A 14,737-nucleotide genomic window follows, 5' to 3' on the forward strand; every position below is an offset into this window, starting at 1 on the left:
GGAGATTTTAAAAGAGAAACTTACTTGAGTTAGGTGTCGGAAAAAAGGGTTTTATGTAGAAAAATAGAGTGTGTATGAATTTATATTTGTAGATATGGGTAAAAGAGGGTTATCCAGAAAAATTGCCGCTATCCTGCAACTATTTGATTTTCAGCTCGTCTGTATGTTCAGTTTCATTTTTTGTAAGACGACTTTAAGGTAATCTATTAAGGAGATGACATCATGCCAGTACAGATAAAATTAATAGCAGGCTCTATCCTACTCGCAGGAATGATTGGGCTTGCTGGATGCAGTTCGAACAATGAGGCGGGGAATTCAGAATCCCAGGCAACGGCGCCAACAGAAACGGCTGTAACAGCAACCTCTGAGCCGGAAGTTAGTCCATCAAGCACCCCAGCAGAAACTGCACCAGCAGCGACTTCCTCCCCTACGGAGACTGATAAAGATTCAACCGGCTCAAATTCACAAAATAGCGACAAACAGCTTAAAGAGTTGCTCGAGCTTGCCAAAAAGGGGAAGGTACCCGGTGTAAAATATGCCGCTCATACCGGACTCATTGATGAGGTCGAAGCGGATTGGGGCAAACCTGATCAACAAGAGTCAGCGGGAAAAGGTATTTATGCTACCTACACTGACAAACATGTCGTGTTTGGATTTAATAAAGGAAGTTTAATCTTCGATGTTCGTTCAAGTGATTCCACACTGCAAAAGCTGACGCTGAAGCAAATTGAGGCAACACTCGGCAAGCCTGACGATACCAAAGTGAACGGAGACGATAAGATTTACACCTATCAAGCCAATGACCAATACCAGCTGAAATTTATTATTCCAAGCTCGACCGGTACAGTAGATCATATTTCCGTGTTTAGTGAACAGGACTCTTTTAACAATATGGCTGGGTAAGTGGCATGGGTTAGAAGAGGAGAGAGCAATTTTGCAGAGGAATCTGTGGGTTGCTCTTTTTGTATGTTCTTTTTTGAGGTGGAGTAGGCCTTGGACGGACTGTTATAATGTAACCAATGAGCGGGTTCGGGGAAAGTGAGGTTCTATCATGCAGCTGGAATTAAACGAAAGTGAATATAAAGTGACCGCAGAAGGGATAACGATAGAATTATTCCCAAAAGAATTTACGCTTTTTCAGTTCTTGTATAAAAATAGAGGGCGTACATTCAGTCGAGAACAGCTGTTGGATAAAGTATGGCCGCTTGAATATCCGGTAGAGCGAACAGTAGATGATCATATTTATCGGCTTCGTAAAAAGCTAGGCAAGTTTCAAGACTTAGATATTAAGACTGTTCGGGGATTTGGTTATAGTCTGACTATGCAGGAGCCCTCAGCTGCTATGGCCAATCCGACTACATATGACTTAGAGATGCAAAAGACGATGCGGGAGGTATTCAAGAAATATCACCTATATGGCCAAGGTCGCTCGATGTTAATCCTCGCACGCCAACAGGATGTTTTGGGGTATGCGATGGATCCGTTTTATTCGATCTATATTCATTTTGTACAGGGAGATTTGGATTGGCTGCTGAACACAACCGAGGTGGGGATAGAGGAACGGTTTTATTCCTTATTAATCTGTTATGTTCTATTGGGTGATCCTAAGAAAAAATTAGAGTTCTGTGAGTTGGTCCTTGAGAAAAAAATTCTTTTGCCGCCTCAGCATCGCGAAGTGGAGATTCTAAATATTCTGGATTTGTACACGCTGGCAGGGCAACCGGAAAAAGCACTGGAACGACTAAAGCTAACATATGAAGTGATTAAAGAGCCGGGGTATGAGAGTTTCATTCCTATAACGGCGACCTCAGAAATGCTTACACACTTGTGGATGGGAACAGAAGATCACGTAATAGAACGGATGGCAACAGACATTGAAGCACTTTTGCTGGAGAAACCTTATTTGCGTGAGATTGGTAGTTATAAAGTTACAAGGGGCTTGTGGTTTCTACGGCGCAAGTCTTGGCGTGAAGCCGAGCAACTGTTGGATGAGGCACTTCAGGTGCTTGAGATGTCAGGGTTCGTGCCGATACGGATATATGCATTGTACCGAATAGTTCATTTTTGTAAACAGTTTCCACCTAAGCCAGCTTTGTATCGCAAATATGTGGATATATTTGAACAGGAGAAGGAAGAGCGGGGATTCCATCGGTTAGAACAATCCTTGGATACCGTGCTTACGAACCTTGTGACTGCCCCCTGATAATTCTCTGACAATTCTCCATTACATTAAGGTCATGCTAATAAGTTCTTAATTGTAATTTGGAGGAATGTTTAATGAATGCTTCAACACAAGCAGGCACGAGCCTGCTTAAGAACAAGGTGTATATGCGTGTGTACAGCGCATATGCGACGGCTACCTTTGGGGATTGGTTCGATGCCTTAGCAATTCAGGTACTCGTAGGGTACCGCTGGCAGGCCAGCCCGCTAATGCTGGCTTTGATTCCGGTCTCCATAGCTTTGCCGGGGATTTTGCTGGGCTCGTTCGCAGGGGTAGTGGCTGACCGACTGAACAAGCTGAAGCTAATGCGGATGTGTGATCTGCTTACGGCATTGTTAACCGTATTCGTATTATTTGCTCCCAGTATGGTGTGGTTGCTCCCGTTATTGATGTTGCGTGCTGCCATTTCTACGTTAAACGTGCCTGCTCAGCAGTCGATGACCCGTAGTATGGTTAGAGAAGACCAACTGCTTCAAGCTACCTCGCTTAATGGGCTTGTAAATCAAGGCTCGAAAATCGCGGGACCTTTACTGGGCGGCTTCGCGTTGTCTGTTCTTACGCCACAGTGGTGTATATTGATCAATGCTTGCCTTAGAGGCTGTTCCTATTTGCTCCTACTTACAGTTAAGAAAAGTGAAGTAGAACAAGTTGGCACAGAAGGCAAGGGCGATCAAGAGGAACGTGTTGCTCTCCGCACGATGTGGAAAGAAGGCTGGAATTTTATGCTGCATAGTAGGTTGCTGCTAAATACCATGCTGTTTGGCATAGTCTGTTCAATGGCTATTCAGATGATTGATTTTCAATTCACCAGTCTATTTAGGGTACTTGCACCCTCTAATGAATCTTTACTGGGCTGGCTCGTGGCGGCATCCGGAGGCGGTGCTGTATTCATCATTATGGTCATGAACAAAATGAATCGCGGAACAGGTTATGGCTGGAAGCTTGGAACGGGTTATGTGCTGATGGGTTTATCGGTTGGGGGACTTGGACTGCTTCAGCCAGGAGCTTCCAGTATTTCTGTATTGCTATTAGGGTTCTTACTAGGTATTGGGAATGGAATTTTTATTATCACGTTCAATTATTGTCTGCAAAAAGAAACACCCCCGCACATGACAGGGCGTGTGTTCGGTATTCAGAGTACCATTCTTAGCGGAGTTATGATTGGCGCACCACTTCTCGGCGGAATGATGGTTCAGATTGCTGGGCCTAGCCGTATCTTTTTGAATTTCGGCATCGTAATCGCTCTGATTGGTGTGCTGGGCATCGCATTTGGGCGTGTGCTGTGGCCTGCGCAGAAAGAGATGAACGATAGCTCTGCGGAGCAATCTAGGACAGTTGAGGTGATGGAGGGGAGCTAGCAGGTAGCACGCTAGTCTAGCTAGCGGGACTTCCTAACTGGACTAGATTAGCTAGACTGGGAAGGTTGAGTGGCAGAGAGAACCTAGCGTGACAACCTAGCAGATACTTAGCTAGACTAGACAGGTTGAGTGGCAGAGACAATCTAGCGTGACTCCCTAGCCGATACTTAGCTAGACTAGACAGGTTGAGTGGCAAAGATAATCTAGCGTGACTCCCTAGCAGATACTTAGCTAGACTAGACAGGTTGAGTGGCAAAGATAATCTAGCGTGACAACCTAGCCGATACTTAGCTAGACTAGACAGGTTGAGTAGCAAAGATAATCTAGCGTGACAAACTAGCAGATACTTAGCTAGACTGGAAAGGTTGAGTGGCAAAGATAATCTAGCGTGACTTCCTAGCATTTAGTTGCAGAATGTGCAGTTAAATTCCCCTCCATCGATCAAACTGGGATTTAGTTGTATTTTGTGCAGTTATTATTTGATATTCTCCCTTTTAGTCTAGGAATGATGATTTTTAGTTGCACAAAGTGCACTTATTTGCTCAGGATGTCTCTTTTTACGCTTAATAGCTGTATATAGTGCAATTAAGAGTCTCCTTAGTCATAGTCGCCTTAATATGTGACTTCTCAGTAAGTGACTTCTCAATAAGTATCTCCTTAATAAGTGACCTCTCAATAAGTTATTACTTTGTGATCTAAAGCAACTGCTGCACGAAACGTTATAAGTTACAATATTACCTAGCCCGATAGGACAGTTTCTCGTCCGTAAGGGCTTTTTTAGTGTGTAGAGGAGATTGGCTAGAACATTAGAATTTGTAGAGGTAAAGGAGGGAAAGGATGGCTACTTTTATTTATATGGTGAGGCACGGTGAGTCGCCCAAACTGCCCGGAGAAACTGAAAGGACTCGCGGACTAACCGCGAAGGGGGAGGAGGATGCCCGCAAGATAACGGAAAAACTACGTCTGGAAGGAATTCAAGTCTTCTATTCAAGTCCATACCTTCGGGCTATACATACGATTTCTGGATTGGCGCAGGAGTTAGGAGCAGAGATTCAGAGTGTTGAAGACCTCCGGGAAATCCATTTCTCGGACGGAAATAAGATTACGACTGATCAGGAGCTGTATCCATTACTGACAAAAATGTTTGAAGATCCGGATTTTGTCCCAGTTGGTGGGGAATCCATTCATGCGTGTCAGAAGCGTTCAGTTAGTGTGCTGGCAGAAATACTGAGCAATCACAGCGGTCAAAAGGTTGCTATTGGAACTCACGGGGCAGTCATGACGCTTATGATGAACTATTTTGATGCCAAATATGATCTGAGCTTTCTTCTTCAAACCACAAAGCCGGATATTTATAAAATGAAGTTCGCAGGCGGAACGTTAGTGGATGTGGAGAGGTTATGATTATTGGGGACTGCTTACAAGCGTCCCGAGTCATCATCAACCTGAGGCTTACGGACCCAGATGACATTATTCGCAGATTATTAGCCTTTGGAGCATGGTTTCGGACTCCAGCGTCGTTATTCCTTAAAAAGAGCACCTTATTGGGTGTTTTTTATGCCAATAGCGACTCTGGGGTCCTTTCTCATCCCAAAAGTGGGGAATTGCTGCATATAAGGTCAGCTGTGTCCGATAGCGGCTTCACACACGTAAATACGTACGAGTAAATACGCACGAGTAAATACGTACGCGTAATTAGATACACGTAAATGGGTACGCGTAAAATACATACGCATAAATAAGTACACATAAACACGTACGCATAAATGCGTACAGGTATAAGTACGCGTAAACTACGTCCACGTAAATACATACGCGTAAATTACGTACGCATAAATACGTACGAGTAAATACGTACGCAAAAATATTACCGAAACGAAAATGGGTAAGGGGATCTGGATTAAGTAAGGTTGGCTTGTGAACAGTACTTCCACTATGAAAAATACGGATTCTCAAGCCAAGCTGTGTTTAATCATAACGTTAGTCTAGCGTTAGACTAGGCTAGCTAAGGTTCACCCTTTCATCTACTCTAAGAATAGAGCTATCTACAAGCTATAAAACTATCTACAAGCTATAAAATCGCTTAGTATTCGCAGTCACTAACTTTTCCGCTTCGCCGGGGGTGTAACCATGGAGCGCTCCCCAAGCAGCGGCGACTTCCCGAATCATAGACGGATGGGTGATTTTCCCCGCAAAAGGTCCTTCGAACGGCCAAGGCCCATCGGTTTCAGCCATGACTAGCTCTGGGGGATAACGGCGGGCAAGCGCCTGTATCTCCGGCTCATACAGGATATCCGGGGTGAAGGAGATATAGTAGCCGTTCTTAATCATACGGGCAATGGCTTCTTCTGGACCTTTGAACCAGTGAAAGTGGGCATGCTGTATGTTATGTTTTTCCAGGAGATCACAAGCAATAAGCGCATCTTCATAGACAGCATGCAGCACCACAGGTTTATCGAGACGGGCAGCTAACCCAAGCAACTGATCCAGCAGCTCAATATAGGGCTCCATATCAAAGGTTTCGCCACGTTCTAAAGCTTCAGCACGCGTATAGTAAGGCAGCCCGATTTCCCCCACAGCAATATAATCCTCACTAGATTGACTCTCGATCCATTTCAGCAGAGCAGCCAGCTCAGCATCCTGCGGCAGGGGTTGCTCTGGATGAAAGCCATAAGCTGGACGGACCACGCCGGGATTTATGGCTGCAAGTCTTTGGGTGCGTATACAAGAGTCCAAATTCATAGAGACAGCGATAAGGGCTTTAATTCCCATGTCAGGTAGTTCACTCAGTATCTGTTCGGCAACTTCAGGTTCATATTGCTCTAAATGTATATGGGCATCAATCATAACTGTTTACCCTCCACGTAAGAAGCTAATTCCTCATGAACCTCAAAGCGAATAGAGTCGGGTTCCATTCCATCTTTTCCCGGTTTGTAGGCAAAGGTTAGTGTGCCAATACTCTCCAGAAATCCAATATAAACATTTGTTTCCGCCTTTAGCTTGCCCTCTTCCACTATGTAGTGAGTAACAGCACCAATGCCGGCTTGTTCGCCTAGATTGCCATCCTCAGCACGATCTGGATATCGCAAAGTCACCATGGATGGAGTTGAGCCTTTAACTTGAATTTGAATCAGGGCGTCCCCTTTTTCATTAGAAATTTTTGACGTAACCAATGCGGAGGCGGCTTTATCTGCAGAAGGGACAGTGACTTCTTCCCACGGGTTAGGCTTAATCACGTGAAGTTCCTGCATGGACATGCCCGTACCTGTTCCGAGCCACAGAATGACAACGACTTCTTCCTGTCCATCCTGATCGATGTCGGCATAATGAATCTCAGGAGGGTAACTTAGGAGTCTGGGTGTTTCCCAATCAAATGTATGCTTGTTACCGTTCACCTCTACAACAAATCCTTCGTAGGTACCGCCATCTTTAAGGGCAGTATACAGCTTCACTTGGTTATTTTCTGTAGCAATAGCGAGAGGTTCGCTGGGTGTTCTGACGGTAGTACTAACATCCCCTGATGTTATTAATACTTCAGTTCCAGCTGCATTCAGCTGCGCAGTGGCACCAGACAGAGAGTTTAAGGAATCGGCAGGAATATATAAAATACCATTTCGTAGAATAGCTGGTCCTTCAAGCGAGGTTTGATATCCATCAGCTTGCATATACTCATTGTCCGGCGTCAGAACATAACTACTGCTTCCATCAGAGATGGTCAAGGTCTTTAAGTTATTATCCCATTTTTGTTCTGAGGTGTAGTATTCCATTAGTACTTTTGCAGGTACATAGACCTTATCATCTAGGAAAAAAGGGGAGAGAGTAGGAAGAACGGCTTCGCCGTCCACGATTAGTTTCAGTGGTGCTGAAGTAGCTTGTGTTTGATTAATAGCCATTGTTGTATCCATATCTATGGTTGCCGATGCTCCGCATCCGGCCAAAAAGAGCGTGATAGCTCCTATAGCGATGATTTTATTCATAATTACCTCCAGGATAAAGTCCAGTCCCCTTAAGTATAGAATAAAACAGCGCGTTGTAGGTCACTTTCTATTAACAAAGAGAATACAAGCTTGTTACAGTTCGCTAGTTTTTTATAAAATGCAGGCATCCACGCAATAAACGACGAGTGTAATAGAAAGAAATGAACAAAAGTAAGGAGAGGCACAGACCAATTGGAAGGCTGAGAATGTTCGGGAAATCATAATCTGGGAAGGCATTTAGTCCTATCCCTTTGATGCCAACAATACCTAGCACACCACCGATAGGTGCAATGATTGCACAGACAACACTCCCCACGGCCCAGACACTAAGGATCGGTACACAGAACAAGATGGTGGCACCTTTGGCGATATTTTTGAGTATAGTGGCTCCTGACAAATGAGTGATTTTTTCCATGTAGACTCTCCTTTATTGGTTTAAAAATACAGTTCGGTCAACTTGCGACTTAAGATCCACCGTTAGACTTTTGCTATAGCGGATTTCCCCAATGGTACAACCCGGTCCGACGATGATTTCTTCACCGCACACAAGGTCAGCTGTCGTCCGGTATAACGTTATGCTAGTTCCTTCAATCGTTGTGCAGGTGAGTTTTCGAAAAGGGTGCATCAGCGCATTAATCAACTTGGAAGAGGGTTTAACGATAATGTCACCGCCAGCTCTCATAACCTCGACTGTGCTTCTATTGCCTAAACGGATCTCAATCGATGAATCTGCATTTAGTCTCTTTATGTTCACAGCACCTTCAGCATAAAAAGTCCCGGCTGCAGCATTTTCTGCTACGGACATGTATCCAGAAGATCGGAGATTATCTGCTTGGATATTTTGAACGCGCAGACTCCCTAGATTGTTTACCTGATTGGCCTTACAATTCCCCCCAATTGTACAGTCGCCAGATACTTTGAGTTTTGATGTCGAGACACTACTTTTAGTACTTAAGTGGCCAAACACATCAACAGTAACCGCACGAATATTCTCTCGGACAAACAGCGAACCTCTTACCTTCAACGGTGGATCGATCATGTCAGTACGTTCATAAGTATTGTTATTATTGGACATTTACAGTACCGTCCTTCAAAATATATTTTAATAATTAAAATATATATTCATTATAATATATAGTCAATATAATAAATTGGGAGTTTAACATAAAAAACACTGCCGTCAGTTTCCTGACAGACAGTGTTTATAGAAAAGAGTATAGCTGATAAGGAGCAAAATGAAGGCTGTTAGTGCATCATTTGTTCCATCAATTTATTTATTTGTTCTAAAGTTCCGGAGATTTTATTCAGATCTGAGGTAGGAAATGCTTCAAATATTGTATGGATACGCTGATCGCCTTGTTCTGTAAGGACAATATTGACAACTCTGCGGTCTTCTTTAGTCCGCACCCGTTCAATAAGTCCGGCTTCCTCAAGTTTATCGCACATGGAGGAAGCGGCTCCGGGTGTGACCACGAAGCGTTCAGAGATGTCAGTAATGTTCAAGCTTCCGGTAAGCCGGAGTTGAAACAGCAGCATGATCTGATTGTGAGTCAGGGTTTCCTTTTTAGTGATCATATCAATGAAAAACTGGGATTTCTGCTGCACATTTGCCATAGATTCCATGACCTTATGGATAGCATTTTGTTTCTCTTCCTTTGTGCTCATAACATTGCCTCGCTCCAATTTACTTTAGTTACTAAAATATATAGAAGCTATATTAAGCTTGTCAAGTTGACGGGTTACTGTAGCTTGGTTAGAAAGACTGAATTTAGCGCTGGAACCCTTCTTTTTTTTATATCTTGTAATGAAATTGGAAATATATCGTATTAACTGATGAATTTACTTAGCTAAGTGAAAATTTGGTGGGAAAGGAGAGTTAGATTGATGCATGAGCGCGCATTGCTTCATCCTTTTGTTAAAGAGAATATACAGGAAAATACTGACATAGATGTTTTGTTCACAACGATTTTTGAAACCTACTATAAAAGAATATTCAACTACATCGCTTACCGGGTTAGTTCTCTCCATACGGCTGAGGATCTGACAAGCCTTGTTTTTGAGAAAATGTTGGCGAAACTATCGACCTATTCTCAGGAAAAAGCTCCTTTAGAGGTATGGTTATTCGCCATTGCCAGAAATGTGGTCAATGATCATTACCGGAGTTTTAAAAGGAAAAGTTTCTTTTCGCTGGATGCCGTCAAGGAACTGGTTTCTAGCAGAAAAGATCCGGAAAGCTTGATCCTCCAGGGAGAACGTAGTGGAAGGCTTAACGAAGCCTTGAATACATTGAGCTCAAAGGAGCGGAATATTGTGGCTCTTAAATTTGGTGCTAATCTGAGAAATAGAGAGATTGCCCAGGTTACGGGAATTTCGGAGAGCAATATCGGTGTGATACTCTACCGGACTATGAAAAAGCTGAAGACTGAAATAGGGAGCGTGGAGCAGCTATGAACAGTAAAGACATACAGCAGAAGTTCTCAGCAGATTTAGATGAAAGTATATATGGAGCGGCAAATGATTTAAAGGGTGCTGGGGAGTACAAGGAGCTGCTGGAGCTAGGCAGGGTTCTGGCCCATAAAGATTTCAGCGAGGGCTCTGACAAAACAGCCATTCTGAATAAGGCTCGGAGAAAGTATGCCGGCCAAAAGGAGGAGAAAGGATTGCGTACAAAACATAGATTAAGACGTCCTGCTGTTATGCTGGCAACTTTGCTAGTGGTTAGCGTATTAAGTGTAACTTTTGTGCAGCCGTCATTTGCACAGGAGCTGTTAATGAAAGTATTGCAAACGATAAACTTAGGCCATATTGTAGCCCATGAAGTAGAATTTTCTGCGGATTCCAACGTGATTCCGGATGACTTTAAGGGGAAGATTTTTGATAGCAAAGGAAATGCGCTTGTGACCCTCGACGCTGCTCAAAAGGCAGGTGATATCTACAATGCTGATGGGGAAAAAATCGTCGGAGTTGAAGACGGCAGACTGGTTACGCAATCTGAGAGGGATCAAGAGAAAGCGGAATTGCTGATCGAGAGGGATTCTAGCAAGCTAAATGAATATACGATTTTTAATGTGGGATTGCCGGAGTATTTGCCAGACGGTTATACCTTTGATCGTGCAGAGTTTTATAAGGATAGCAATGGTGAAGTAATCAACAGCAAATATATTAATTTATATTTTGTTAATGAAGCTACCGATGAGATCATCTCGATGCAGCAGCGGCACGCTGATTCCGAAACGGCTTATGAGATGTCGACGGATGGCACAATCGAAAAAGTGAAGATTAACGGAGCTGATGCTGTATTGGTTAATGGAAAAGGGTTGGACTGGGAAGCCAATGGAGTCTTATACGGTGTAACATCAGCTAGCTTGGACAAGAATGATTTGATCAAAGTTGCTGAGTCTATCCGCTGACTGATTTTTTAGAGAGATAGGCGGTTACTGTTCGAGTATATATAGGCAAGGGGATGATCCATATGGATCTCCCCTTTTTCGCTTTATTGAGGGCACATGCAAACAACGTTTGGGAGAATATAGCTGTACTTCGTACAACTATATTTCTGCGAAATAACGCTTGGATGGATATAATTGTATTTCGTACACTTATTTTCACGATTTATCCCACTATAGGAAGTTTCTCCGCTTTTTAATTGTATAGAATACACTTAAAATCAGAGTAAACCTTTTTGCATATGGAATAAGTGTACAGAATGCAGTTATCTCATAGATTTCTGCGGGATCCGGCCAAAGCTGGCGTGTAAAGCCGAACATCAGCTTCCACCTGTCCATAATCTGTTCAAGCAAAGCTGAACATCAGCTTCCACCTGCCCATAATCTGTTCAAGCAAAGCTGAAGACTAGCTTCCACCGCCCATAATCTGCTCAAGCAAAGCTGAAGATCAGCTTCCACCGTCCGTAATCTGCTCAGGCAAAGCTGAAGACTAGCTTCCACCGCCCATAATTTGCTCAAGCCGAACATCAGCTTCCACCTGTCCATAATCTGTTCAGCTGGCGGTCAGCCTCGGCTTACTTCATCTACTCCATTAAGCCGCTGCAGAGTAAAAAATAAATCGAACGATTTATTCTCTATGTACCAATACATAGTGTAAGACCGAAGGAGGGATTGAGAGGGATGAAACATCCAAATGAATATTCTCAGCTCATTGCGCTTACGCTAGACGGCAGCCGTGAAGCGTACAGTGAACTATATGAAGCAACGATTCGGGATGTGTATCAGACCGTTCATTTTCTCGTTCGCGAAACCTCCGATGTGGATGATGTTGTTCAGGAGATTTATATTCAGGTGCACCGGTCGCTTGAGCAATTTGACGTCAATCGTCCTTTTAGGCCTTGGCTTATGGGGCTGGTTATGCGGCAAATTCATGCCTATCGAAGAAAGAGATGGACGCATCTCCGAATGGTTAAAAAAGTAGAGCAGACTGATTTAAGGATGGAACCTGATTTCACTAGTGATGTTGTGGACAGGTTAGCTAACCGCCGTCTACTAGCAAGTGTAGATCGTCTTCCATTTAAGCTGAAGCAGGTGATTATTCTGCACTATTTAAATGAATATTCACAGGAAGAAAGTGCCGCGATACTGGGTATCCCTCTGGGTACGGTGAAATCCCGTATTCATGCTGCACTGCACAAGCTTCGTCAGAAGCCGGAGAATCATACTCTTTTTAAGGGAAAGGTGGAGGACCTGCATGAATTTCAATGAAGAGTTACGGACAGTTCTGCAGGAAGAGGCGAGAAATCTAAGTGCCCCACCGGAACTGAAGAAGCAAATACTAAATCAGACCGAGACGAGATCAGGGGGAAGACGAATGAAAAAATGGCTTGTAGCAAGCATTTTGGCGGCTGCATTATTAATTCCTACTGGAGCATATGCCGGATATAATTATTTGGCGGATACCCTGTATGGCTCACAAGCAACTGCTGCTACGATTGGAGTAACCCAGCAACAATATGACAGGCTTGAAGCCAAGCTGCAGAACGCGAAACAAAGCTTTAACGAAGAGGAATTTACAAGATTGATGTCTTTACTAGAGGAATTGGGAGCTTACAATCTGCAAATGGCCGATGCTGACGGAGTCTTTCACCTAGAACAGTTAAGTGCGAAAGATCAAAAGGCATATAATGATTTACAGGTTGAGCTTAAACCTTATTTCGAGAAAATGAATGAAAATGAAATCCCTCAGGCAAAGGCGGCTGTCGTTGATCGTGATACTTTCTGGAATGGCGTGCTGGAAAAAGCTGAACAGAGGTTTACTAAAGAAGAGTTTGAGGAGATCGAACAATTAATAAATGAGTTGCAACGCTATGATGCCAAGGTATTTGATGCAGATGGAAGTGTTCATATGGATCGGCTTTCGAAAGAGGAGATACAAAACCAAGAGAAGTTAATTGAAGCGCTCGGTCCTTATATAAATAAGCTGGACATGATGATTAAACCTAGTTCTTAGTTGAATTTAAATGCATGTATTGAATAACTATGGATAGAAGTAGCATTAGAAAAGCCACCAGAAAAGGTCTAATACACCTTGTGTTCTGGTGGTTTTTTACATTCGGCTAATTTGTATTTTATACATCACTAATTGAATAAATGTATAATCAATTAAGCCAAAAAAAAGTATTTGACCACTGGAATAATTAGACATATTATTATTTAAATACTATTGATCTATATATGAATCATGATGGCGAAAGGTGGCTTTGATCATGAAGCAGATGACCATTCGTGCAGAACTGGCGGACTACCTCAAGAAGAATGGAATAACAATTAATCAATTCGCAGAGGTATCTAAAGTGAATTCGGGCACAATTAGCAACATTATCAATGGGAATCGGCCTATAGCCATGCAGCAATTAGACCGTATTACAAAAGGAATGGGATTAGAAGAAGGCGGCTTTTATGATATGTATGTGGAGGAGTGTTTCATACATTCCAATCCCAATTGGAGACGACTTCGACCTTTTCTATATCGCTGTGCTGAACTAGATAAGCTGGAATGTATAAGTCGGGTGATTGGAATCATGATGGACAGCCTATCTTATACACCCTCGTTGTTTGATACAGCAGAAGATTTTTTTGTACAAGGAAAATATGATGCTGCAGCGTTGTTATACCGGAGTGTCGCGGAGAGTGAGAAGTATCAGCATTCAGAGCGGCTGGCTTTTTGCCAATACAGACTGTTCACGATTGCTCTAGGGGGTGATCAGGATCTGAATTTGCGAGCAGCTGTGCAGTTTGAGGGTTTTGTAAATCGGCTTGATGAAGTCGATCAACTTGACGCGCTGAAGGCTCTGGCGAATACATATAGCGCATTGAGGTATTGGGATAAGGTAATGCTCATAGCTATTGAAATTGAAAAAAAAGCATCCATTCAATATAAGTATAATAATGAGCGAGCCAGAAAAAACGGGTTACAGAAGGAACCTGCAATGCCCTTATTTTCATATATTCTATTTTCTTATGTGTTACGTTCAGTAGTTTACAGAGAGCTGGGAGATTATGATAGAGCATTGCAGTATGTTAACCTTTACATGAATATGAGCTGGATCCGTGAGGATACGGAGGAAGCTTTGCAACTTATGAATCGATGTATGGGTTGGGCACAGGGCAATATATATTTACTGAGAATTTTAAAAGGTGATGTGACAGCGCTTCCGGAATATGTGACCTATATTGAAAAAAGAGAGGAAGACATTCTTCCAGGTCTGTTCAAAATCCTTCAGGCAGCCAATCACTATGATTTTAATGTGGATGATATTCTTCAGCGGTTTGAGCAAGAAATATCAGATTATAGAGATCAGCAGAGAAATCTTAAATGTTATAATCGACAAATTATCGAAGACAGATACACTTTTTTTATGGCTGAAATAGCATTGTATTATATAAGAAGAGGAAAATATGAGCTTAGTATAAAGTATATAATGGATAGTTTGGAGACTTCTGTAAGGATTAATAACGAATCCTGTATAATAAAGTGTGTCAGAATGTTTGAGCAGCTTCGGCATACTGCATCTTTAGAAACGCAGAAGCAATACCAAAATCTGATTAGAATCAATGAAAAGAAAAATGGTTTTGTTATTGGAAGTGCCTAGTATTGATAGTTTTATAGAAGAAACAAAAAAGAGTTTTCAGATTAAATCTGAGATCGCTATCTATTGAATTGTAGTAATG

15 protein-coding genes are annotated in these 14,737 nt (G+C 42.7%); 9 read left to right on the top strand and 6 right to left on the bottom strand.

Annotated elements, in window-relative coordinates; all coding sequences use genetic code 11:
- Positions 1 to 222 precede the first annotated feature (222 nt).
- From NYE72_RS05360 to NYE72_RS05375, 4 genes are all read left to right on the top strand, one after another.
- The gene (locus tag NYE72_RS05360; RefSeq protein WP_038569023.1) at positions 223 to 903 is read left to right on the top strand and encodes a YjgB family protein; all 681 of its coding nucleotides are present in this window, start codon (positions 223 to 225) and stop codon (positions 901 to 903) included.
- A 148-nt stretch (positions 904 to 1,051) separates the two neighbouring features.
- Positions 1,052 to 2,203: a winged helix-turn-helix domain-containing protein gene (locus NYE72_RS05365; protein ID WP_052096812.1), complete on the top strand. Its 1,152-nt coding sequence runs from the start codon at positions 1,052 to 1,054 to the stop codon at positions 2,201 to 2,203.
- Positions 2,204 to 2,277: 74 nt separating this feature from the next.
- Complete coding sequence (locus tag NYE72_RS05370; RefSeq protein ID WP_036680431.1) at positions 2,278 to 3,579, top strand: MFS transporter; 1,302 nt, start codon at positions 2,278 to 2,280, stop codon at positions 3,577 to 3,579.
- 837 nt (positions 3,580 to 4,416) lie between these two features.
- Positions 4,417 to 4,983, top strand: coding sequence for a histidine phosphatase family protein (locus NYE72_RS05375; protein ID WP_038569027.1), 567 nt, complete (start codon positions 4,417 to 4,419; stop codon positions 4,981 to 4,983).
- Between the two features lie 660 nt (positions 4,984 to 5,643).
- On the opposite strand, the gene NYE72_RS05380 is transcribed toward NYE72_RS05375, so the two are convergent.
- The 5 genes from NYE72_RS05380 to NYE72_RS05400 form a co-directional block, all read right to left on the bottom strand.
- Entirely contained in the window at positions 5,644 to 6,426 is a 783-nt protein-coding gene (locus NYE72_RS05380; RefSeq protein WP_076316921.1) for a TatD family hydrolase, read from the bottom strand.
- Positions 6,423 to 7,556, bottom strand: coding sequence for a copper amine oxidase N-terminal domain-containing protein (locus tag NYE72_RS05385; RefSeq protein WP_052096814.1), 1,134 nt, complete (start codon positions 7,554 to 7,556; stop codon positions 6,423 to 6,425). Before NYE72_RS05385 ends, NYE72_RS05380 begins: the two co-directional genes overlap by 4 nt.
- 103 nt (positions 7,557 to 7,659) lie before the next feature.
- On the bottom strand, positions 7,660 to 7,971 hold the full coding sequence (locus tag NYE72_RS05390) for a hypothetical protein (protein WP_038569032.1): 312 nt from the start codon (positions 7,969 to 7,971) through the stop codon (positions 7,660 to 7,662).
- Between the two features lie 12 nt (positions 7,972 to 7,983).
- Positions 7,984 to 8,631, bottom strand: a complete 648-nt coding sequence (locus tag NYE72_RS05395) for a hypothetical protein (protein ID WP_036686760.1) — start codon at positions 8,629 to 8,631, stop codon at positions 7,984 to 7,986.
- A 170-nt stretch (positions 8,632 to 8,801) separates the two neighbouring features.
- On the bottom strand, positions 8,802 to 9,221 hold the full coding sequence (locus tag NYE72_RS05400) for a MarR family transcriptional regulator (RefSeq protein ID WP_051491478.1): 420 nt from the start codon (positions 9,219 to 9,221) through the stop codon (positions 8,802 to 8,804).
- Between the two features lie 219 nt (positions 9,222 to 9,440).
- Between NYE72_RS05400 and NYE72_RS05405 the strand changes: the two genes are divergently transcribed.
- Entirely contained in the window at positions 9,441 to 10,007 is a 567-nt protein-coding gene (locus NYE72_RS05405; protein WP_038569035.1) for a sigma-70 family RNA polymerase sigma factor, read from the top strand.
- On the top strand, positions 10,004 to 10,966 hold the full coding sequence (locus NYE72_RS05410; protein WP_038569037.1) for a DUF4367 domain-containing protein: 963 nt from the start codon (positions 10,004 to 10,006) through the stop codon (positions 10,964 to 10,966). The genes NYE72_RS05405 and NYE72_RS05410 overlap by 4 nt, the downstream gene beginning before the upstream one ends.
- A gap of 399 nt (positions 10,967 to 11,365) precedes the next feature.
- On the opposite strand, the gene NYE72_RS05415 is transcribed toward NYE72_RS05410, so the two are convergent.
- Positions 11,366 to 11,548: a hypothetical protein gene (locus NYE72_RS05415; RefSeq protein WP_143758648.1), complete on the bottom strand. Its 183-nt coding sequence runs from the start codon at positions 11,546 to 11,548 to the stop codon at positions 11,366 to 11,368.
- A gap of 135 nt (positions 11,549 to 11,683) precedes the next feature.
- On the opposite strand from NYE72_RS05415, the gene NYE72_RS05420 reads away from it, so the two are divergent.
- From NYE72_RS05420 to NYE72_RS05430, 3 genes are all read left to right on the top strand, one after another.
- Entirely contained in the window at positions 11,684 to 12,271 is a 588-nt protein-coding gene (locus NYE72_RS05420; protein ID WP_038569039.1) for a sigma-70 family RNA polymerase sigma factor, read from the top strand.
- A complete protein-coding gene (locus NYE72_RS05425; RefSeq protein WP_038569041.1) occupies positions 12,258 to 13,016 on the top strand; it encodes a DUF3600 domain-containing protein in 759 nt (252 codons plus the stop codon). Before NYE72_RS05420 ends, NYE72_RS05425 begins: the two co-directional genes overlap by 14 nt.
- 256 nt (positions 13,017 to 13,272) lie before the next feature.
- Entirely contained in the window at positions 13,273 to 14,658 is a 1,386-nt protein-coding gene (locus tag NYE72_RS05430) for a helix-turn-helix transcriptional regulator (protein ID WP_076100053.1), read from the top strand.
- The last annotated feature ends 79 nt before the right edge of the window (positions 14,659 to 14,737 follow it).

This window comes from Paenibacillus sp. FSL L8-0333 (genome assembly GCF_037965665.1).
GTDB lineage: Bacteria > Bacillota > Bacilli > Paenibacillales > Paenibacillaceae > Paenibacillus_AQ > Paenibacillus_AQ odorifer.

Bases quoted from the DNA above. Each gene is read 5' to 3' on its own strand.
- NYE72_RS05430 (WP_076100053.1), top strand. From the start codon at position 13,273: ATGAAGCAGATGACCATTCGTGCAGAACTGGCGGACTACCTCAAGAAG.
- NYE72_RS05390 (WP_038569032.1), bottom strand. From the start codon at position 7,971: ATGGAAAAAATCACTCATTTGTCAGGAGCCACTATACTCAAAAATATC.
- NYE72_RS05360 (WP_038569023.1), top strand. From the start codon at position 223: ATGCCAGTACAGATAAAATTAATAGCAGGCTCTATCCTACTCGCAGGA.
- NYE72_RS05425 (WP_038569041.1), top strand. From the start codon at position 12,258: ATGAATTTCAATGAAGAGTTACGGACAGTTCTGCAGGAAGAGGCGAGA.
- NYE72_RS05420 (WP_038569039.1), top strand. From the start codon at position 11,684: ATGAAACATCCAAATGAATATTCTCAGCTCATTGCGCTTACGCTAGAC.
- NYE72_RS05370 (WP_036680431.1), top strand. From the start codon at position 2,278: ATGAATGCTTCAACACAAGCAGGCACGAGCCTGCTTAAGAACAAGGTG.
- NYE72_RS05395 (WP_036686760.1), bottom strand. From the start codon at position 8,631: ATGTCCAATAATAACAATACTTATGAACGTACTGACATGATCGATCCA.
- NYE72_RS05375 (WP_038569027.1), top strand. From the start codon at position 4,417: ATGGCTACTTTTATTTATATGGTGAGGCACGGTGAGTCGCCCAAACTG.
- NYE72_RS05400 (WP_051491478.1), bottom strand. From the start codon at position 9,221: ATGAGCACAAAGGAAGAGAAACAAAATGCTATCCATAAGGTCATGGAA.
- NYE72_RS05415 (WP_143758648.1), bottom strand. From the start codon at position 11,548: ATGGACAGGTGGAAGCTGATGTTCGGCTTGAGCAAATTATGGGCGGTG.
- NYE72_RS05385 (WP_052096814.1), bottom strand. From the start codon at position 7,556: ATGAATAAAATCATCGCTATAGGAGCTATCACGCTCTTTTTGGCCGGA.
- NYE72_RS05410 (WP_038569037.1), top strand. From the start codon at position 10,004: ATGAACAGTAAAGACATACAGCAGAAGTTCTCAGCAGATTTAGATGAA.
- NYE72_RS05380 (WP_076316921.1), bottom strand. From the start codon at position 6,426: ATGATTGATGCCCATATACATTTAGAGCAATATGAACCTGAAGTTGCC.
- NYE72_RS05405 (WP_038569035.1), top strand. From the start codon at position 9,441: ATGCATGAGCGCGCATTGCTTCATCCTTTTGTTAAAGAGAATATACAG.
- NYE72_RS05365 (WP_052096812.1), top strand. From the start codon at position 1,052: ATGCAGCTGGAATTAAACGAAAGTGAATATAAAGTGACCGCAGAAGGG.